This is a genomic window from Sinorhizobium medicae (assembly GCF_007827695.1).
In the GTDB taxonomy this organism is placed as follows: domain Bacteria; phylum Pseudomonadota; class Alphaproteobacteria; order Rhizobiales; family Rhizobiaceae; genus Sinorhizobium; species Sinorhizobium medicae.
The window spans coordinates 31,867-51,507 of record NZ_VITA01000020.1; the positions used below are offsets into that span (position 1 = coordinate 31,867).

General features: G+C 59.5%; 21 protein-coding genes. 9 read left to right on the forward strand and 12 right to left on the reverse strand.

Annotation, left to right across the window (positions count from 1 at the left end; translation table 11 throughout):
- Positions 1-90: 90 nt before the first annotated feature.
- The 4 genes from FB009_RS26350 to FB009_RS26365 all read right to left on the reverse strand — a co-directional run bounded on the left by FB009_RS26350 (position 91) and on the right by FB009_RS26365 (position 5,108).
- Positions 91-294: a heavy-metal-associated domain-containing protein gene (locus tag FB009_RS26350; RefSeq protein ID WP_145162220.1), complete on the reverse strand. Its 204-nt coding sequence runs from the start codon at positions 292-294 to the stop codon at positions 91-93.
- Between the two features lie 681 nt (positions 295-975).
- Positions 976-1,698, reverse strand: a complete 723-nt coding sequence (locus tag FB009_RS26355) for a hypothetical protein (RefSeq protein WP_145162222.1) — start codon at positions 1,696-1,698, stop codon at positions 976-978.
- Positions 1,699-1,700: 2 nt separating this feature from the next.
- Positions 1,701-3,944 (reverse strand): Mov34/MPN/PAD-1 family protein, encoded by a 2,244-nt coding sequence (locus tag FB009_RS26360; protein ID WP_145162224.1) that lies wholly within the window; start codon positions 3,942-3,944, stop codon positions 1,701-1,703.
- Between the two features lie 6 nt (positions 3,945-3,950).
- Positions 3,951-5,108 (reverse strand): ComEC/Rec2 family competence protein, encoded by a 1,158-nt coding sequence (locus tag FB009_RS26365; protein WP_234888295.1) that lies wholly within the window; start codon positions 5,106-5,108, stop codon positions 3,951-3,953.
- A 525-nt stretch (positions 5,109-5,633) separates the two neighbouring features.
- Between FB009_RS26365 and FB009_RS26370 the strand changes: the two genes are divergently transcribed.
- Positions 5,634-5,924, forward strand: a complete 291-nt coding sequence (locus tag FB009_RS26370) for a type II toxin-antitoxin system RelB/DinJ family antitoxin (RefSeq protein WP_145162229.1) — start codon at positions 5,634-5,636, stop codon at positions 5,922-5,924.
- Positions 5,925-5,963: 39 nt separating this feature from the next.
- On the opposite strand, the gene FB009_RS26375 is transcribed toward FB009_RS26370, so the two are convergent.
- Positions 5,964-6,248 carry a type II toxin-antitoxin system RelE/ParE family toxin gene (locus FB009_RS26375; protein ID WP_234888296.1) on the reverse strand — a complete coding sequence of 95 codons (285 nt, stop codon included), beginning with the start codon at positions 6,246-6,248 and terminating at the stop codon, positions 5,964-5,966.
- Between the two features lie 1,043 nt (positions 6,249-7,291).
- Here FB009_RS26375 and FB009_RS26380 point away from each other — a divergent pair.
- Complete coding sequence (locus FB009_RS26380; RefSeq protein ID WP_062654064.1) at positions 7,292-7,846, forward strand: recombinase family protein; 555 nt, start codon at positions 7,292-7,294, stop codon at positions 7,844-7,846.
- Positions 7,847-8,017: 171 nt separating this feature from the next.
- Here FB009_RS26380 and FB009_RS26385 read toward each other — a convergent pair whose 3' ends face one another.
- The 5 genes from FB009_RS26385 to dsbD form a co-directional block, all read right to left on the reverse strand.
- Complete coding sequence (locus tag FB009_RS26385) at positions 8,018-8,779, reverse strand: L,D-transpeptidase (RefSeq protein ID WP_062653989.1); 762 nt, start codon at positions 8,777-8,779, stop codon at positions 8,018-8,020.
- Between the two features lie 115 nt (positions 8,780-8,894).
- Entirely contained in the window at positions 8,895-9,506 is a 612-nt protein-coding gene (locus FB009_RS26390; RefSeq protein ID WP_062653994.1) for a DsbA family protein, read from the reverse strand.
- A 1-nt stretch (position 9,507) separates the two neighbouring features.
- Positions 9,508-10,203, reverse strand: coding sequence for a L,D-transpeptidase (locus FB009_RS26395; RefSeq protein WP_062653995.1), 696 nt, complete (start codon positions 10,201-10,203; stop codon positions 9,508-9,510).
- Complete coding sequence (locus tag FB009_RS26400) at positions 10,200-11,015, reverse strand: TlpA disulfide reductase family protein (RefSeq protein ID WP_062653996.1); 816 nt, start codon at positions 11,013-11,015, stop codon at positions 10,200-10,202. Before FB009_RS26400 ends, FB009_RS26395 begins: the two co-directional genes overlap by 4 nt.
- Positions 11,012-12,808, reverse strand: a complete 1,797-nt coding sequence (gene dsbD / locus FB009_RS26405; protein WP_331251708.1) for a protein-disulfide reductase DsbD — start codon at positions 12,806-12,808, stop codon at positions 11,012-11,014. Before dsbD ends, FB009_RS26400 begins: the two co-directional genes overlap by 4 nt.
- 150 nt (positions 12,809-12,958) lie before the next feature.
- Here dsbD and FB009_RS26410 point away from each other — a divergent pair, with 150 nt between their 5' ends.
- Both FB009_RS26410 and FB009_RS26415 read left to right on the forward strand, forming a co-directional pair.
- Positions 12,959-13,621 (forward strand): response regulator, encoded by a 663-nt coding sequence (locus FB009_RS26410; protein WP_052820525.1) that lies wholly within the window; start codon positions 12,959-12,961, stop codon positions 13,619-13,621.
- Positions 13,618-14,985 (forward strand): ATP-binding protein, encoded by a 1,368-nt coding sequence (locus FB009_RS26415; RefSeq protein ID WP_052820526.1) that lies wholly within the window; start codon positions 13,618-13,620, stop codon positions 14,983-14,985. The genes FB009_RS26410 and FB009_RS26415 overlap by 4 nt, the downstream gene beginning before the upstream one ends.
- Before the next feature lie 5 nt (positions 14,986-14,990).
- Here the strand turns inward: FB009_RS26415 and FB009_RS26420 are convergent, their stop codons facing one another.
- Positions 14,991-15,794 (reverse strand): DUF2243 domain-containing protein, encoded by an 804-nt coding sequence (locus tag FB009_RS26420; RefSeq protein ID WP_052820527.1) that lies wholly within the window; start codon positions 15,792-15,794, stop codon positions 14,991-14,993.
- A gap of 8 nt (positions 15,795-15,802) precedes the next feature.
- On the reverse strand, positions 15,803-16,243 hold the full coding sequence (locus FB009_RS26425; RefSeq protein WP_052820528.1) for a hypothetical protein: 441 nt from the start codon (positions 16,241-16,243) through the stop codon (positions 15,803-15,805).
- Between the two features lie 119 nt (positions 16,244-16,362).
- On the opposite strand from FB009_RS26425, the gene blh reads away from it, so the two are divergent.
- The 5 genes from blh to FB009_RS26450 are packed head-to-tail and all read left to right on the forward strand — an operon-like array spanning position 16,363 to position 19,613.
- On the forward strand, positions 16,363-17,661 hold the full coding sequence (gene blh, locus FB009_RS26430) for a bifunctional sulfur transferase/dioxygenase Blh (RefSeq protein WP_052820529.1): 1,299 nt from the start codon (positions 16,363-16,365) through the stop codon (positions 17,659-17,661).
- The gene (bigR, locus tag FB009_RS26435; protein WP_107341307.1) at positions 17,652-17,999 is read left to right on the forward strand and encodes a sulfite-sensing transcriptional repressor BigR; all 348 of its coding nucleotides are present in this window, start codon (positions 17,652-17,654) and stop codon (positions 17,997-17,999) included. Before blh ends, bigR begins: the two co-directional genes overlap by 10 nt.
- Positions 17,996-18,406 (forward strand): YeeE/YedE family protein, encoded by a 411-nt coding sequence (locus tag FB009_RS26440; protein WP_052820531.1) that lies wholly within the window; start codon positions 17,996-17,998, stop codon positions 18,404-18,406. The genes bigR and FB009_RS26440 overlap by 4 nt, the downstream gene beginning before the upstream one ends.
- Positions 18,403-18,834 carry a YeeE/YedE family protein gene (locus tag FB009_RS26445; RefSeq protein ID WP_052820532.1) on the forward strand — a complete coding sequence of 144 codons (432 nt, stop codon included), beginning with the start codon at positions 18,403-18,405 and terminating at the stop codon, positions 18,832-18,834. Before FB009_RS26440 ends, FB009_RS26445 begins: the two co-directional genes overlap by 4 nt.
- Positions 18,831-19,613 carry a sulfite exporter TauE/SafE family protein gene (locus FB009_RS26450; RefSeq protein WP_153423400.1) on the forward strand — a complete coding sequence of 261 codons (783 nt, stop codon included), beginning with the start codon at positions 18,831-18,833 and terminating at the stop codon, positions 19,611-19,613. The genes FB009_RS26445 and FB009_RS26450 overlap by 4 nt, the downstream gene beginning before the upstream one ends.
- Positions 19,614-19,641: the final 28 nt, after the last annotated feature.

A 19,641-nucleotide genomic window follows, 5' to 3' on the forward strand; every position in this document is an offset into this window, starting at 1 on the left:
CCAAGCATCGGGTTGAGTCGGAAAGTTTTCTTTCGTCCCGCCATATTAGAAAAATGCGCAAGGAGGGGTTAGAGCCGTCGAGCTACTCCGTCAGACCGACTTGAAGGTCGTGGGATAGCCCGCTTCCACGATGGCTGCGGCGATGGCTTCAGGCGCAACAGAAGACTCAACCTTCACCTTCTTGCTGCCGACATCGATCATCGCACTCGCGGCCGGATCGGCTTGCTCGATCGCCTTCTTCACGGTTCCGGCGCAATGGCCGCAGGTCATGTTCGGAATGTCGAATTCGTACATCTAAATCTCCTCTGGGTGTTGCTAATCAAACATGAGGCTTACAGCAATGGGAAGGTCAATAGCCTGATCTACACTGCGTCCCGGGTTCGCCGAGTTGTGATGCAGGGTCGCTTCCATTTTGGACTCCAAGCGACGTAGCCAGTGTTTCGAGAGGAGATGCAATGACTGACACATGCAATCTAGCGACAGCGGGAAGCGGCTGGAGCCTCGACTCCCATGCAGCCACCTCTCGGTTCGTAACCTTTCTTTTCGCGAGCTCCGCTGCAGCGGTAAGGACTGCGAGCCCATGGCATGGTGCATGCGTAGCCGTCGTAATGGTTGCGTCATCAAGGAAACTGGAGAGATGATTGCCTTCCAGGATGATCGTGAAGATGGCTCCCGACAGGGAGTTCCATCTGTGCCGCCTTAAGCAGCAGACAAGGACAATCTGCCTTTTCGTCTTGGTGTTGGCTTAGATGGCACGGGCTTATGAACAAGGGACGGAGAAAGCCTCACGGACAAGCTTGGCTGATGGTCAGTCTTCAAGTTCCATAATAACTCTTACGCCATTTTCATTAGCCGGCTAATGGTATTCGCCTATAGCTCTCTCATGTGGCTTCCCTCCTCCCGTCGTCACTTTGACCGAGTGCAAGCCGGCCTGTGTCGCCGCACTAGCTTGAAGGACGCGCTTTGATCGCAAGCTCAGCCCTGCTTAATGAGCAGCTCTGTGCTCAAGACCAACTGTCGAGCGTATATCGCCGATGCGTCCAACATCGCCTTCCTTGTCACGCCAAAAAGGAAATAGAGGAGGTGGACCGCCGACAGAGCGCACAGAAACACTAGCTTGCCTGTGCTAAGGGAGGCAAAAGTAGGCTGATACCAAACGATCGCCGCAGCTGCCCCAAACGACAGAAGGTTCAGGGCGATGCCAACCGGCTTTAGACCGAGAAGATTTCGGTAGTAGCCGTAGCTGATCAACTCGTTGAAAAGCAGATTGAAAGTCTGCGTGTCTCGCGTGCTCTCACGCAGCCAGGTATAGGCTTGGTCGTAGAAGGCCTGCGAAGCGATAGGATCCTTCTCCTCGCCCTCCTTCGTAGGGGCCGGAAGACCAAGCTGGCCCGCTACGTAGGTACGGTAACGGTCGCGCTGGCTAGCTGGCAGTGTAGAGTCACTATGCGTAAGCTCCGTATTCCGCGGACGTCCTCCAGTGCTTGCAAAGATCTCCCGTTCCTTAGCTATGCCAAATCGCCTTGCCAAATTCGCGCCAGCGAAAAAAAGAACCCCTACCGCCACCGTTGCGAGCGCTTCAGGCAGGCCGGGATCAACCCAGCTTGCACAGAGCAGGCATAGTATGAGGGCTGGCGCCACTGCGAGGATAGCTGGGAAGAGCCGTGCCTTTACGGCATACATGTCGAGAAAATCCATGGTCAATGACTGCTCGTGCCTGTTATGGCAAGGAAACGAAGTGGGGTGGAAATAAGCAGTACCGCTGGCGGAGGCCGCTCTCGAGCGAGTGAGTTTGCGGTGTGCCAATCAAGTGCAGATGCTCCCTGATCGGATAGATGGCTGTGCCACGTGCCAACGTCGAAAAGACTGCCGCCACTGTCGCGAAATCGCTGACTGATCATCTTCTTCAGCCCTTTGGTGCCGAGCACGAACGAGGTAGCGCTACGCTTGCTGTCTTCGGGCGCCGGAAGAGTACCTACGACAGTTATTTTGCGAAGGCGCGAGTTGCAGGTGCCGATGAGCAAACCTCCGGTTTCGGCAGTGGGATACGTAGCGATCTCCTTGCGGATCAAGCGGACGACATCGTCTGCAATATCGAGGCTCCAGTCACCCCCCTCAACCTTGACGTTGTGGAAGGCGGGAACCGCTATCCTGCGCCAATTGGTAGATAGTCCGGTACGGTCTCTGACGCCGATCGCGATCTGCCCTCCAACAGACGCCTCAATCCCAACCATCCGGCAAAGCTCTTCGGTTGCCATGGCTGTCATGGCTGAAAGCCTTGCATCTGTCATAGGCATGGTCAGGGAACCACATCCGTCTCCGATCTGCACCTGCGTAAGCCCATGTGTTGGATCGAATAGCAGCTGCCGTTCGCGCTTGGTAACGGTAGCGTAGAGGCTCGCCTCTAGCTGCGACAGAGAAGGATTGCCTAAGGGACCTTCTGCGAAAACGAACGCGCCGTCGCCGCGGCCAAACAGTGTTACCTCGGCTACCCTGGCTTTTATCCTTCCCCCGGCGCAGCCCGACAAGGCTTCCCGCACAAGACGCGAGGCCGTGGTGTTTACCAGTAGCCCCGACTGGGTTGGAACGGCACGAAGCAGGTCATCCGGCTCGTCGAGCGCAGGAATGATGTCTCCTATGAACGATCTGGTGGTAGCGCCAAGCCTCCCCAGCTCATACGCGAGCTCAGGTGCCTTGAACTGCGGGAACGGACTTCGCGCCAGAGCATGACGCGCCATGTTATGCGGCTGTAGAAAGGCGCTGTCTGTTACGGCGAGGATGCGCGCTCCAGTGCGCGCTAAGTGCATCCCAACTTTGGATCCAACGCTCCCGCAGCCAATGATGCTCGTATTCGGGATCGCCAATGCACCGCTCATGCTCCGGAATAACCCTTGGGAGGGCATGTCAACCTGCCGCAAAGGGAAGACGGGGATGTCTGGGCGCAACGCTGGAGAGGGATTGTCCGATCTCGGCCGGTGGACATTCAATGAGTACGCTACGCACTCGATGCTCGAGCTTCTACCCATCAGCACGAAAGGCCTGCGTACGCAGAGGACTACTGCTACCGGGAGAGGCGCCGAAACCCACATAGCTTCGAAACGCCGCTCAAGATCTTTTACGAAGTGGCGAAGCTGGTCCCCCATGCCGTAGAGGTCAGCTCGAGCCTCAAGCTGACCTAAGGTGGTGACATCATCGGCTAAAAGATCCTTACTAACTGCTTTCTGACTGGGCCAAAGCACAGCAGCGACAGTGCGGCCGGGATCTTTCCGCGTCTCGAACTCGAAGGGGAATGTTTGTTCCAAGGCAGCAAGACTGGGAGCCAAATCGTTGCTGACCCAAAATCCAGGTGTTTCCTCCTCAGCTCTGTAAAGCTTTTCGAGATAGCGGGAGCGCAGCCAGACGCAACCTGCGTCTTTGCGAATGCGCTCGCCAAGGATGTGTTCGCGGTCGATAAAGATCGTACCCAGTACAGCAGCTCGATTGAGCGGTTCCCACCCGTGCTTTGCATTGGAAAGGCGCCCAGTAGCCGCTCGTTTTAACCAGATGCACATCTGATCGACGATCGCCATGATGCCCGCGTCGACTAGGTCGTGCTGGGTAAAGAATTCGTCAGGTGAGCCGTCGACGAGGCACGGCACAGGCAGCGATTTGCCATCACTCGGCGCCAAGTGCGGCATGACCGGGAAGTCATGACGAAGGCGAAACGATGGGCATCGTCCTGGATAGCCGGTTTGCAGTACTACCTCGACTGGTTCGACCGCTCGTACGCCCGTTTCGCTACGACCCGCAAGGCGGGCGCCATTGGGCAGCTCGACCGCGAGCTCCAGAGCCAAAACTGCCTCATTCTCGCCAACAAAGGCTATGCCAGCATTGCTGACGTAGGGATAGCCGCCAACGACACGCAGGAAATGCTCCGCGTGTCGTCGCATATCAGCCTCTGCCATATCGTATTACTCGCCATCCCGTGAGCCATGGCCTCGAGCCACAGTGGGAATTGCCGAAATACCAATTGCCGCTGCGACCTTCTTCGCCGCAACCCGATGACTAAATGAAGGGCCCTGATGGGAGATCGTAAACTCGATCGGGCGTGAGTTTTTCTCCCAGAACTCTTCCGTGCAATGGAAACGGTCGGCGGATGTAATTGAGACGTACTCGCGCTTGGCGCGCTCATGCGGAGGGTTAGGCTCTTCTTTCTTGATCGGGTTGGAGCTGGCCACGATGTGCGCGCCCTCCCGGCACTGCGATAGCGCGTTGCGAGCGTCTGGCGAGACCTTCACATCCTCGCCCATTTCCGACCATCGATCATGGCTCAGTGTCCGCCAGGAGCAATGATGCGGTGTCTCCATAACGTCATAGCTAAGCCAGTCCGAGTTGCTGTCCTTGTGCCGCTGCCAGAGGCGATCCCAGATCGCAACGCTTGCATCCCCACCAGAAAGGAATCGGCACGCATCCTCCGTTCCGTCGGCCATGATCGCGAACCGCAGGATCACCGATGAGTTGTTCTTCGAGAGCAAATCAATCAGTTCTTCGGCGTCCTCCTGGTCCGGATCAATATAGATGGGAGCCAGAAGACGGGCCTCAAACTGCCCGTCTTCCTCTCGATTGGCGGCGGTGATTAGTTCGTCCTGTAGTACAACGATATCCATGATGTCGTCTGTCTTGCCGTCACGGTCTTTGCCAAGGATCAGGATACGGTCGCCGCTATCCGTACCATCCATGCCTTTTTCCTTAAACAAATTAACGCGCCGCCTCGCCTCCGTTGCCCAGGCCTTTGCGTCATCACATAGCTTGTGCTGCGAATTCGCGCGGCGGAATACGATCGGGGAAGACCACATTTCCCGGATCACTATCCGGTCTTTGTCCTCTTCGTCCGGATATTCGTCTAGAGCCCCAAGATGGAAGTGGTTGCGCAACCCGCTAACGTGGTCCGCGTCCGGATGCGAGACGAGAAAGGCATCAACGTATGGCCGGTCCTCATCGTCTCGTGGCAACCGGTCCTTAAGATCCTGCGCGACGTCATGAACATCCTCGTCCTCACCATCCGCCGACGCACGAATATTGATATCGATGAGAATATTCTGGCCGTTGTCGAGGGTGACAAGTGCCATATCCCCGTTACCTACTGGATAGAAAGTAAGATTTGCAGCCATAGCCGGGTCCTGTGCTGTTCGAAATTAGAAACAGGAGCCTCGGGTTGCCGAGGCCTCTGTAGTAGATCTACGGGCATGTAGTCTCGAACTAGCAGTAGCTCCAAGCGACCGTCACTGGGCAATACCGCCGGCGGAAGCATACTGAAGGTCGATCTAAATATGGGCACTCCACCATTACTGGTGCAATACCGCTAGTACGAAATCCACCAATTGTTACATACCTCGGATCGGAGGAAGTCAGCTTTGTAGTGAGACACCCTCCCCTCGCCTCCTTCGCTTGGCGTTTCAATGCAGGAACGGCTTCGATTCCATCCGGCCACTTCCGCCCGCGGGGCTGGCGGAGTAGGGCCTACTTTCAACATGGAGCCGCAGTCTGAGGCTGAGGCCGACCATTTCAGCTTGGAACCTTTAGATGCTATTCGACATTTCTCCTTGCCTTCGTATCTCAAATGAGATACATTCTTAGGCAACAAGGAGACTAAGATGAGCACTCAAAGTTCAATGCTTCATGTGCGTATTGACGATCAGTTGAAGCAAAATGCTGCAGCGATCCTAGCAAACTTCGGCCTCACAATTTCAGACGCGGTAAGGATTCTACTTACCCGAGTCGAAAAAGAAGGTGCTCTTCCTGTAGGCCTGACAACTGACCCTGAAGCGTACGATGAGTGGTTTCGCAACAAAGTCAAAGAAGCCATGGAGGACGATCGTCCAAAAATATCGCATGCTAAAGCTATGGCTGCGATCAGAGCCAACCTCGACACGAAAACAAAATGAAAAGAGCTCCGGAGCAAACATGCTCCGGAGGTCCATCTTTTAAGGCCACTGCCTTGCAGAATGAAGAACCCTGAGAACGAGAATCTCACTCTCGCTCACAGTATAGATTACAACATAGCTCCCAACCGGCATTTCGCGAGTTCCGGCTACACGTCCAGCCCTGTAGCTAAAAGGGAAGTTCGGCAGGCGATCGACGCTTTCCTCAATCTGATCAACCAGCTTCCTTGCTGCCGGTGGATTAAATTCACTAATGAAATTAACCATTTCGTTGACGTCTTCGAGGGCATTTTCACCCCACTCGATCATGAGGGCATTACCAGACATTACATGCTTCCATATTAGGTTTCCTTGTTTCCTGTTGCTGTTGACAAGACTGCCCCAATATGCAAGTTAGAGACCGTAGAGAACGAACTTGCTTTGGCACAGGATGCCGTTATAACGACGACGCCGTTAGGGCAGACGTCGGTTTTTCTATGTTAAACCATTTTTAACTTCAAGTCAAGCCCGTTAGGAAAACGTTGCGCGGCAGCTTCTTTCTGCTGACGTGAACATGCAGCAGTGTCGGCTTACCGAGGTCCAACCGCTCTTCCTCCTGCTTCCTCAAGAGTATGATACCGCTGTTTCCAGAACGGTTGCATGTCGTCCCCGGACAGCGCTAAGGCCAGACACTTTTTGCAATACGTCGCCAGCGCCGTCTTCTGATTGTGGAGCCGGATCCGCGCCCCGAGGAGTTTCGGACGAAAAGCTAGAAGCGGAACAGCTTCCGGCAAATCAACTGGCCTCGGCAGTTTGCACCGCTAGATTGACTCTCGGCGAATGAGCTCCGGACAAGTGGGCTATCGATGTCACCGACTCCTCTGCCACGCTATCAGATCCCGCGCATCAGCTACTTACTCGTCGCACTGCCTAGGTGGCACAGATCGGACACCTGGAGCATTTGCAACAGCCGCGTGTGCTGGTCCATCTAGGATCAGTTGAGCATCTTCAGTTTATCAGACGGCGAATTCCGTCCTGTAATCATGCTGGCAGGTGATGTGGTGGCAGTCTAAGGTTGACCAGTACCGTAGGACGGCTTCCTTCTCCTCGTATTGATCAGTTCGCACCTCAAAGGTCATCAGCGACAAATCGCTCACCCGCATGAACAGCGCCCTTTGAAGGCAGACCAACCGGCTAGCATCCATTTGCATGACATGACCTGAAAGGAAAATTCCTGATGGCCGCAGCTGGTGCAAAGCCGCAGGGAATGTAGCATTTAGGTATACCTTCTGAGACAATCTGCGTGAGACACATATCAGTGTATCATTTGGGTTGATTTTGAAGTTATGAGACGCTACCCATTAAAGGTCTAGAACCTATTGAGACGTTTCATGGCAATTTACGGGTACGCGCGTGTCAGCACCATCGATCAGGATCTGGCAATTCAAGAGGCGGCTTTGAAGGCGGCCGGGTGCACGGTCATCCGGGCGGAAAAGAAATCCGGATCAACTAAGCAGGATCGGAGGGAGCTTAACACGCTTCTAGAATTCATGCGCGACGGCGACAGCCTGGTCGTGACGCGGGTCGATCGGCTGGCGCGGTCAGTTGGAGATCTGCAGGACATCATACGGCTGCTTAAGCAGAAAGGGGTGACCCTGAAGGCGACGGAACAGCCGATCGACACGAGCTCGGCGGCCGGCAAGGCTTTCCTCGATATGCTCGGCGTATTCGCTGAGTTCGAGACGAACCTTCGTAGAGAAAGACAGATGGAAGGCATCGCCGCTGCAAAAAGCAGAGGGGTCTACAAAGGCAGGAAGCCTCATGTTGATGTTGCTGGGATCCGCCGACTGAAATCCGACGGGATGGGACCAACAGAAATTGCCAAGACGCTGAACATAGGTCGTGCAAGCGTGTATCGCGCCCTCAGAGAAGCCGCATCATCGTAGGGCAAGAAGGCGGCTTCGCGCCAACAGCGGACATTGCAGTCCAACGCATACGGCTGCGTTGCGGCAATCTCTAAAGCGACACTCTCCGTTTCGCGAGCCGAACGCGGCCATTCCTGCCCCAGGATCACGGGTGAACCCGCTGGTGATGTCACCTGCGGATCAACCTGAAGTTCAACCTACGAGCAGATGGCTCATTGCCGGGTCGGGAATGACCACGATGCGGCTGCCATCTCTTACCTCGTCGTGAAGGTGAATCACGTCCTGATTGATGAGCCGGATGCAACCTGAGGAAACGGCCTTCCCAATGCTGAAGGCCTCAGGTGTGCCGTGGATTCGATATAAGGTGTCCCTCCCGTCCTCATGGATGTAGAGCGCCCGCGCGCCGAGCGGATTCTTCAGTCCGGGAGGCATGCCGCCATTTGCAATGCTGTAGGGTTCCAGTTCCGGTTGCCGCGCGACCATGGAATCGGGCGGCGTCCAGCGCGGCCATTCCCGCCTGTAGGCCATGATAGCCTGTCCCGCCCAGGCAAATCCTTCACGTCCGACCCCGATCCCGTACCGCATGGCACGGCCATCGGCCTTGACGTGGTAAAGATACTTGCCTGGCGTATCGACTACGAGGGTTCCCGGTCTCTCGCTCGTAGGATAATCGACCTCCGTCCGCCAGAATTGCGGGTCGAGTTGAGTGATATCGATTTCCGGGACCGGAAAACGCTCATTCGGCATGGCATAGTACATCGGCGGCACCACTGGTGTGGGCGCCGGCAGGGGTTCCGGGAGCGTCGCCAAAACGGGCGGGGGCTCGGTCGAGACGCAGCCTGAAACGGCGATTGCTCCAATCCCAAGGATAAATGAACGCCTCGGCAAGCTTGCGCCAATGCGGCTCGCGGTTGAGCAGCTAGTTCTTCTTTTGGTCTGGATCTCATTGGTCATGCGGCGACTCTTCGTTGATTTCTTCGACCTCTTCCAAGCCCGGCAGCCTTAAGGCACCCTGAAGGCTCTGCCGGTGCTTCTTGCAGAACAAGACCGGCTCCAAAAATCCGTCCACTCATGCCGCGCGGGCCTCTGCTATCGCGCCCTTCAGCCCTTTCTCGTCGAGGACGCCGGCGAAAGTCGTCCGCCCAATGACAAAGGAGGGCGTGCCTGCGAAGTTGAAGGCCAGTGCCTGACTGTAATTGCGGTCGAGCAGCCCCGAGATCTTGGCACTATGCTTGTTCACAGCGGCAGCAATCTCCTGCATGGTGAGGCCGGTGCTCGTGAGCGCCTTTTCCACCTCTTCCTCCGTCAGCTTTCCCGTCGTCTTCATCAGCGCTTCCATGGCTGGTTCGTACTTTCCCATCTGTGCGGCTCCAAGGACGGCCTGGGCGGCAAAGATCGATGCGCCGCCGAAGACAGGCCAGTCCTTCAGCACCAGCCGGACATTGCCGTCCTCGCGAACCACCCTTTCGACCATCGGATGGATTTTTTTGCAGTAAGGGCATTGGTAGTCGAAGAACTCGACGACCGTGACGTCTCCCTTCGGGTTTCCGAGAACGGGCGCGTCTGGGTCGTAGAAGACTGACTTTTCGGTGATCTCCTGGCTGAACGCCATCCGAGGCAAGATAGCGGCGAATGCGGCAGTGCCGGCGGCGGCGGCGAGCAGGTTTCTACGAGTGATCATGTCATACTTCTCCTTTTCCGGATTCTGTGGGTCCGAGCACGACGACCTTCGACCCCTTCGGCACGCGTCGGTGGAGGTCGATGATGTCGTGGTTCAACAGCCTGATGCAGCCGGACGAGACCGACTTGCCGATGCTCCAGGGTTCATTGGTCCCGTGGATGCGATAGAGCGTGTCCTTGCCCCCCTGGTAGAGGTACAGGGCACGTGCTCCCAGAGGGTTTTTGATGCCACCCTCCAGGCCCGATGCTAAAGGGCCGTAGCGCTCCGGATCGCGCTGGATCATGTTCTGGGTCGGCACCCAGCCCGGCCATTGCGCCTTGCGCGAGATGTCGGCTTCGCCCTCGAACTCCATACCCGCCTTGGCCACGCCGACGCCGTAGCGCATCGCCTTGCCACCCTCCATGACGAGGTAAAGAAAACGGGAATGGGGATCGACCACGATCGTGCCCGCCGAATAGCCGGTCTTGTAGTCGACGACCTGGCGGACGTTCTTCGGGTCCATCTTGGAGACATCGACGCCGGGGATGGTCTCATCTCCATCCTTGATCGGGGCGTACATGCTGGCCAGTGACGTATCCACCTTCGGATCTTCGATCTTTGGTGGCTCTGGGGCCGTCTGCGCGCAGGCGGACAGGCCCATGACGAAAATCGAGGCGGTCAACGGTCGCCACAGAGCGGCCGCTCGGGAAGGTGTCATTCGGATATTCCTTCTTCAGATTTGAGTTCCTGAATCTTCTGCGCGAGTACCTCGCGGGAGATCTCGCCAAGATGGGAGCCGGCAAGCGTGCCGTCGGCTGCGAGAAAGAGCGTCGCGGGAAGGCCGACTGCCGAGTAATGGCGGCTGAGCAGAAGTTGCGGATCGAGCAGCGCCTGCGCCAGGTTGAGGTTCTCGCTCCGGAGGTAGTCAGCGATCTTTGCCGAGGGCTCTCCCTGGTTCGCGAAGACAAAGTCGACATCGGCAGTGCTTGCAGCAAGTTCCGCCATCATCGGCAGCTCGCGGCGACAAGGTGGGCACCACGTCGCCCATAGGTTCAGAACCGTCGGGCGACCGTTGTCACCGATCCTGCTTTCTGCACCGTCAAGGGTCCGGAAGGTTGAGGTAACAGCCGGAAGCTGCGTATCGGAATAGGTGAATGCCAGCGTCGCCGTTGTCGCGACGGCTCCCGCCGCGACGCTTGCCGCAGCCCATCCGACAAGCTTTCGGCTCCTCAGGAACAGGACGACCAGCATCACGGCGACGCCTGCGGCACCTCCGCTCCAGGAGAAGCCGCCTTGCCAAACAGAAAGGATCCGCCAAGGCTCTGGAGCAAAACTCCATGCATGCTGCAGAACATGCCCCAGGCGCGCCGCCGCAAGCGCGACGACCGCCGTCCACGACGACCAGCGGCCGAGCCTGTCGTCGACTCGATGTGCGAGAACGGAGGCCACGGCAACGAACGCGACCATGCCGATGATTGCTGCGAAACGCTCGGCATCGAACGCAAATGGACCAAGCGACACCGCGTTCATCGGAGCTGCCCCTTCGCGCTCGACGCCGAGACCGTAACGGTGTCCGCAGTGATCTCGCCCACAAGTCGAGTGTCTTGGACTTCTTGGTTGTCCCGGTCCAGAAACAGCATCGTCGGCGGCCCGACGACCTGCAGCTCCTTCATCAACGACTGGTTTGCCTCGGTGATCTCGCTGAGATCGACCGAGACCAGACGGATGCCGTCGAGCGCGTCTGCCACGGTCGCGTCCGGAAGAACGGACCGCTCGATCACCCGGCAAGTGACGCACCAGTCGGCCGTGAAGTAGACAAGCGTGGGGGCGGCGGGCCCATCGGCTCTCAGCAACGAGGACAGATCGGCTGCCGAGGCGATGGACTGGAACGAGTCCTTGCCGATCACTCTCGCGGGTGTCGCGTCTCCGGAGCTTGCGGCAGCAATCGTCGCGAGAGGCTTCAAAGGGTCCGTCGCGCCGGAGAGGCCGCCAATCCCCAGGATGACGCCGTAGAGACCGACCAGTATGCCCGCGGATTTGGCAAGCCGTGCAGCGCCACCGACCTCGGGTCGCATCTGATCGAAAGCTCCTATGAAGACTGCGAAGGTGATCGCCAGAACGGACCACAACAGAAGACCAGTTCCGGCAGGCAGCAGACGGTCCACGAGCCAGACGGCGGTGGCGAAGAAGAGGAAGCCGAAGACCTGCCGGACGCGTTCCATCCATTGTCCTGCACGGGGAAGGAGGCCCGACCCGAAGGTTCCCATCAGGATCAGCGGGATGCCCTTGCCGACGCCGAGCGCAAACAGGGCCGTCGCGCCGAGGACGACGTCTCCTGTCTGCGCAATGTAGAGAAGCGCGCCCGCCAACGGAGCCGTGACGCAGGGTCCAATGACCAGAGCGGATGAAAACCCGAGTGCTGCCGACGACGCCAGTGAACCTCCTGAACCGCGGCGCGCGGTAAGCCGGTTCCTGAGAAAGGACGGAAGCTGCAGTTCGAACAGCCCGAAACTGGAGAGTGCCAGCGCTACGAAGATGGCGGCAACGATGAGTGTGGCAGCGGGAGACTGCAACGCGATCTGGAAGCTCTGACCCCACCATGCAGCGACCACGCCGAAGAGACTGAAGGCCGCTGCAAGAGCGAGGACGTAAGTCGATGACAGGGCGAATCCACGTCCGGTCGACAGGCTCTCGCCTTCCCTCGTCAGTGTCGCTGCCAGGATCGGGTACATGGGAAACACGCATGGCGTAAAGGCCAGCAGGACGCCAAGACCAAGGAAGCCGACAATCAGGAAGAGGACGCCGCCGCGGTCGAGGAGAGAACTGACCACACCGTTGGTTGACGGATCCGAGATCCGGATGCTGGAGCTGTCGGCGGCTTTCGGCCCTTTGGACACGAGAGGAAAGGCTGCCTGCGATCGAAGCGCAGTCTGGAGACCAGATTTTCCTGTGTCCGACTTGGGTTCAAGCGTCGCGGCGTCGATCTCGACGGTCGTCGGCGGGTAGCAGAGTCCGCCATCCTGGCAGCCTTGGTAGGTCACGTTCAAAGAGCCCGTGACCGGCCCGGCGACCGTGGCCGTGGCAGTGCCGTAGTAGACTTCGGTGCTTCCGTATCCTGGATCCTCCTTGATGACACCCGGTGGAGTTGCCATTTCGAGTGGCTTGCCGCCGACGCCGGTCACACTCAGGTATTCCCGGTAGAGGTAGTAGCCGTCCTCGAGCTGCCATCTTATTGCGATGTCGGAACCATCGCGGCCGGCCTCCATGCGGAAAGCCTGATCCATGGGGAGCGGCGGTTCGATGGCTAACGCCACGGCCGACACAGCTATGGTCGCGAGGAAACATGACGCCGACAGGAAGAAACGCAAAGGGCTGCTCCGTTGGTTGGGTTGGAGCGGCGGTCTCTCCTCCCAACCTTAAGGCAGCCTTAAGGTGGCGGGCGCAGGGAGGATGCGAAGCTAGACGAGGATGTGATGCGGCTACTTGTGCTGGAAGATGACGAGATCCTGCTGGACGGCTTGAAGGTCGGGCTGCAGATGTGCGGCTTTACGGTGGACGCCGTGACATCGGTTGCCGACGCCGACGCGGCCATCGAGGCCGACCGCTTCGACGCGATCATACTCGACCTCATGCTCCCTGACGGATCAGGCCTCGATGTGCTGTCGCGGATGCGCCGCTCCGGCGATCGCACGCCGGTTCTCCTCCTGACGGCAAAGGACGAGGTCGCGGATCGCATCACTGGACTGGATTCGGGGGCAGACGACTATCTCGGCAAGCCATTCGATCTCGACGAGGTTGCGGCCCGTCTGCGCGCCATCGTCCGCCGTGGACACGGCCGTGCGGCCGGGCTTCTCGAGTGGAAGGACGTCAGCCTCGACCCAGCACGCATGTCCGCATCGCGTGACGAGATCACGATCTCCCTTTCCCGACGGGAGTTCGTGATCCTCCAGGCGTTGATGGAGACGCCGGGCGTCATCCTGTCGCGGTCGAACCTCGAGGAGAAGCTTTATGGGTGGCAGGAGGAAATCGAGAGCAATACCGTCGAGGTTCACATCCACAAGCTGCGATCCAAGCTCGGTGCGTCGTTCATCGAGACCGTGCGGGGCGCGGGCTACCGGTTGAGGACATCGCAATGAATTCGATACGGATCAGACTGTTTGTGATCCTGCTGGCCACGACCGGCGCCGTCTGGCTTCTCGCCGCGGCCTGGATCTACGCAAGCACACAAGCCGAAGTCGAGCGGGTGCTGGACGCCCGTTTGATGGAAGCGGCACGCATGGTGAGCTCGCTCATCACGGATCACCGGATCGAGCCGTCTGCGGCGGTAGACGCTGCAATCGCGAATGCTCCGCCTCCACCGTTCAAGCAAGCTGACGGCAGCTACAGCCGCCAGCTCTCCTGCCAGATCTGGTCGCTTCAGGGCAGCCTCGTCAGCCGCTCCGAGAGTGCGCCCGAAACTTCGCTTGCCAGCCACACGGATGGCTTCGAAGAAACTGAGATCGACGGAGAACGGTGGCGTGTCTACGCGGTCGTCAACCCGACGCTCGGCGTTCGTGTTCTGGTCGGCGACAGCCTTGAGATACGGGACCGACTCATCGGCGACGTCATCAAGGGGCTTCTTGTTCCCGGCATCGTCATCCTCCCCGTCTTGGCGGTGTTGATCTGGGTCAGCGTCGGCCGCGGTCTTGCCCCACTGACGCGCATTGCCGAGGGACTTGCCGGGCGTTCCGCATCTGAACTCCATCCGATCGATGACGGAACCGTGCCGCGGGAAGTGCGGCCGGTCATTCGAGCGCTGAACAGCCTGTTCGGCCGGGTGGCCGAAGCGCGTGACCGGGAGCAGAGCTTTACCGCCTATGCTGCGCATGAACTGAAGACGCCGCTTGCTGGTCTCAAGACCCAGGCGCAGATCGCTCTCAGGACCGACGATTCCACGATCCAGCGCGAGGCCCTCTCCCGCATCTCCACAAGTGTCGACCGAACCAGCCGGATGGTCCGTCAGCTTATCGATCTTGCCGCCGTCGATGCGTCGCAGGGCGCCGCCAAGGATGAGCCAGTCGACGTTGCAGTACTTGTTGGCGAGATCGCTTCGGAACTGGAGACGCAGCTAGCGGCCAACGAGGTTCACGTCGCGATGGAGCACGCAGATCGAACCCCGCAGCCGGCAGTTCTTGAGGCCGACAGAATCCTCCTGCGTCTGGCGATCCGAAACCTGCTCGAGAACGCAATTCAGCACTCGCCGAAGGGTGCAGTGGTCAGGTGCCGGGTCAGCGAAAGTCAAAGCGAGGTCGTTGTCGAGATCCTGGACCAGGGGCCGGGGATTCCTGTTGCCGACGAGGCGCGGGTGACGGAACGCTTTTTCAGAGGGTCGAAGGCCTCTGGTCATGGAAGCGGCCTCGGATTGTCGATCGTCCAGATGGCGCTCGATCGTCTCGGCGGCAACCTGACGTTTGAGAGAGGCGGTACATGGTTCGTCGCGAGAGCCTCCTTCCCAATCTGACCGCCTCAGACGCGCGTCCAGTTGAAGCACCCGGCTGGGAAGATGGAGTTGCTGATCAGGATCGCACCATGTTTGTAGAACAGCTTCACATCGCCTCCAGCAGACATGTCGACGGCCCAGACCATGTCGGACGCATCGGACCACAGGAGGCGCCCGCCGCTTGCTTCGAGCCCTTGCATCGCCCGTGCGGCGGTGGAGCCAGGGCCGAATACGATCATGATAGGTCCCTCATTTGGCGCGGGTAGCGCGGCGAGAGGCCCGGCGATCAGAACTGCCAAGGCCAGTCCGACCGGCCCTTTCGAAATCCGGCGCCCGTCGCCTCTCATGCCGTTCCGGCGCAAGTAGGCGCCCAGGGCGAGAGGCACTAGGCCGAAAACGACGAACCAAAGGAGATCCCAGAACATGCGGTTTTCCACGTCCATACGGATCCGGTGGATTCCGAGTATCCAGTGGGAAAGAACGCTGTCGAGAATGTGCCAGACGCCGAAGCCGATCAACGCGCTTGCGAAGAGGAGTCTGTCTGCTCCGCGGGCAGCAAAAGAGTGTCTCGACCGCCACAGCAGCCAAAGCCCCGCCGCGGCGACCACGTACATCAGCGCGTGGAAAAGTCCGTCTGTCAGGATCAGTACGCGAATGTCTTGACGTGCTTCTTCGACCCCACTTAGGAGATGATGCCATTGGAGGATCTGGTGGAGCAGTATTCCGTCGAAGAAGCCGCCCAGTCCGAAACCAAGCGCATAACCCGCCCATATTAGTGTCGCGGGGAAGCCCTGCTTGTCACTTTCGTTCGGTCTGATGGCTGCCGTCATGCCCCGCCTCACCTGATCCCGACGGCTCGCAGGACAGTATCGAGCTTGTTGCCGCCCTTGACGTCGAAATCACCTTTGAGCGCCTTCAACGCATAGCGCTCCTGATTGATCTCCTCCGCCGTTCGGAAGCCCAGCCGGCGCAGGATCGGAAGCGGAGGGCACCAGCCTTGCATGGCGTGCTGGAAGAGGAAGCCAGTCACGATCGCCGGGAGTGCAAGCCATCGCCTGTCGACCGTCGCCGCCAGCATGGTTCCCGTGAATGCCAAGGTGGAAGCATTCGCCTCGAGCGTTCGCTCGATGTCCCATTCGCGATCGAGTTCTTCCAGCCGGGTCGGGATCTGGTCGGGGTGGGTTTCGTAGTAGGCGAGCCTTTTCTCCATCTCCCAGCGAAGATGTCGGTTAATCTCAGTGGGTGTCTGGGCGCTGACTCGGTTTGCTGTCGTGGCCATGGTTTTAGCCTCCTCTGCGCGGGAACCACGAGGTGAACACAAAGTTCCGTCACCGACCTTGAACCCCAATTGTTATATAATATATTATAACGTATACCGATATAACCACGGAGCCAGTCATGCCTGTAACCAGAGTATCCGAGAAGCTTTCGGTCTCGTCCCAGCCAAGCGCCGAAGACATCCGCTCGCTGCACGAAAACGGGTTCGCAACGCTTATCAACAACCGGCCGGATGGCGAAGAGTCCGGACAGCCGGGAACAGAGGCCGAAGCTCAGGAAGCAAAGCACTGCAACCTGTCCTATGCCTTCATTCCGGTAACCGGAGCCACCATCACCGAGGCGGACGTGCGCGCATTCCAGCGCGCGGTGGATGAATCTGAAGGCCCCGTCTTCGCCCACTGCAAGACCGGCACCCGGTCGCTGATCCTCTACCTCATCGGAGAAGTCCTTGACGGTCGCATGTCTGCCGACGAGGTGGTCGAGTTCGGAGGCAGCCGCGGCTTCGACACCGGCGCCGCCGACGCATGGCTTCAGAAGCACGCCGAACGCAGGCCGCAGGTGAAGGGCTTCTTCGACAAGCGCACCTGGAGCGTCCAGTACGTGGTCTCGGATCCGGATACGGGGAAGTGCGCCATCATCGATCCTGTGCTCGATTTCGACGAGAAGGCCGGCGCGACGGCAACTATCAACGCCGACGCCATCCTCGACTACGTCCGCAAGGAGGGGCTCACCGTCGAGTGGATTCTCGACACCCATCCCCATGCCGACCACTTCTCCGCCGCTCACTATCTGAAGGAGAAGACTGGCGCGCAGACGGCGATCGGCGAGCGCGTCGTGGATGTCCAGAAGCTGTGGAAGGGCATCTACAACTGGCCTGAGCTTGCCACCGACGGCTCGCAGTGGGACCGGCTGTTCGCCCACGGCGAGACCTTCAAGGTCGGATCGATCGATGCGAAGGTGATGTTCTCGCCTGGACATACGCTCGCTTCCATCACCTATGTGATCGGCGACGCCGCCTTCGTCCACGACACGCTCTTCATGCCGGACAGCGGCACGGCACGCGCCGACTTTCCGGGCGGCGACGCCCGCATCCTTTGGAAGTCAATCCAGGACATCCTCGCGCTACCGGACGAAACGCGGATCTTCACGGGCCACGATTATCAGCCGGACGGCCGGGCACCGCGTTGGGAAAGCACGGTGGCCCAACAGAAGAATTCCAACCCGCATCTGGCCGACGTGACGGAAGAAGAGTTCGTGGCGCTGAGGACGAAGCGCGACAAGACGCTGCCGATGCCGAAGCTCATCCTCCATGCCCTGCAGGTGAATATCCGCGGCGGCCGCCTGCCGGAGCCGGAAGCGAACGGCAAGCGCTACCTCAAGTTTCCGCTCGATGCCCTGCAGGGAGCAGCATGGGAATGAGTGCCGACCTGAAAGCTATGTTGAAGGCGGGACTTTCGACAGCCGAGATGGCGAGCCGGGCGGGGGAGGTGGCAAACCTCCTGAAGACGCTGTCCCATCCGGCGCGCCTGATGATCGTCTGCACGCTCGTTGAGGGCAGCTACTCGGTGGGCGAGCTTGAAGAGAAGCTCGACCTCCACCAGCCTCATCTGTCGCAGCACCTGACGGTTTTGCGCGGCTCCGGCATTGTCGAGACCCGGCGGGACGGCAAGCAGATCTTCTATTCCCTGACGGAGGAGAAGGCCGCGCAACTGGTTGCCGCCCTCTATGACATCTTTTGCGTGAAGGAAGGCAAATGAACACCTATCTCCCATCATTGGCCGGCGGCATGCTGATCGGCGCATCTGCCGTCATGCTACTGCTCCTCACTGGGCGAATCGCTGGCATCAGCGGGATCGTCGGCCGTCTCGCCCAGGGCTTCGGCCTGACCACCAACCTCGCCTTCGTGGTTGGCCTGCTGCTCGGACCGCTCGCCTACCTGTCAATCTTCGACGGCTGGCCGACAGTGGAGATCACGGTAGGGTGGCCGCTGATCGTTATCGCCGGTCTGCTCGTCGGCTTCGGCTCGCGCATGGGATCCGGCTGCACCAGCGGCCACGGCGTCCTCGGCCTGGCGCGCCTGTCTCCGCGATCCATGGCTGCGGTCGCGACATTCCTCACTTCCGGCGCAGTGGCCGTCACAGTTCTGAGGAGTTTCGGACTATGAACAGGAACATCTACCAGTTCGGAGCCGCTCTCGCCTCCGGCATCGTCTTCGGCTTCGGCCTGTCCCTCTCCGGAATGCTGAACCCGGCCCGCGTCCAGGGCTTCCTCGACGTCTTCGGCGCCTGGGATCCGAGCCTTGCCTTCGTCCTCGGCGGCGCCGTCGTCGTCGCGTTCATCGGCGTGCAGGTGATGAAGCGGATGCGCCATCCCGCCTTCGACGACAGCTTCCATGTCCCCACGAGCCGCAGGATCGACGCACCGCTGATAATAGGGTCGGCCCTCTTCGGCCTCGGCTGGGGGATCGGCGGCTTCTGCCCCGGCCCGGCGGTCGCTTCCTTGTCGATCGGCATCCCACAGACGGCCCTGTTCGTTGTCGCCATGCTGGTCGGAATGACCTTGCATGACAGGGTGTGGAGCAGACGGACATGAGCGCCTCTATCCTTACGGCGGTCGGCTCCGGCGGGATCGTCGGCTTCATGCTCGGCCTGCTTGGTGGCGGTGGGTCGATCCTGGCGACGCCGCTGCTCCTCTACGTCGTCGGCGTCACGCAGCCGCACATTGCCATTGGAACAGGGGCGCTTGCGGTTTCGGTCAACGCCTTCGCGAACTTTACTAGCCACGCGATAAAGGGTCACGTCTGGTGGCGCTGCGCGGCGGTCTTTTCGGCGCTCGGCGTCGTCGGCGCACTTGCAGGCTCGAGCCTCGGCAAGGCCATGGATGGCGATCGGCTGATCTTCCTGTTCGGCATCCTCATGGTCGTCGTCGGCGTCCTGATGTTGAAGTCCAGGAAACCGGCATCGGCCGAATGCCGCCCGGTGGACCTCAGGATGTGCCTCGTCACAGCGGCCGTCGCGCTCGCCGCCGGTGCCGCTTCCGGCTTCTTCGGCATCGGCGGGGGCTTCCTGATCGTTCCAGGCCTGATGCTGGCGACGGGCATGCCGATGATCAACGCGATCGGCACCTCGCTCCTCTCCGTCGGCGTGTTCGGCCTCGCCACCGCCCTGAACTATGCCGCCTCCGGCTTGGTGGACTGGTTGCTTGCCGTTGAGTTCATTGGCGGCGGCATAGTCGGCGGCGTACTTGGCATGCTGCTCGCTACACGCCTGAGCGCCTACAAGAACATCCTCAACCGCCTGTTCGCGGCCCTCGTACTCGTGGTGGCGGCCTACATCCTCTATCGGAACTGGGGGACCTTCTGGACCGGCTGAGGCAGCAGCGCATCCCATAGCTGCAACT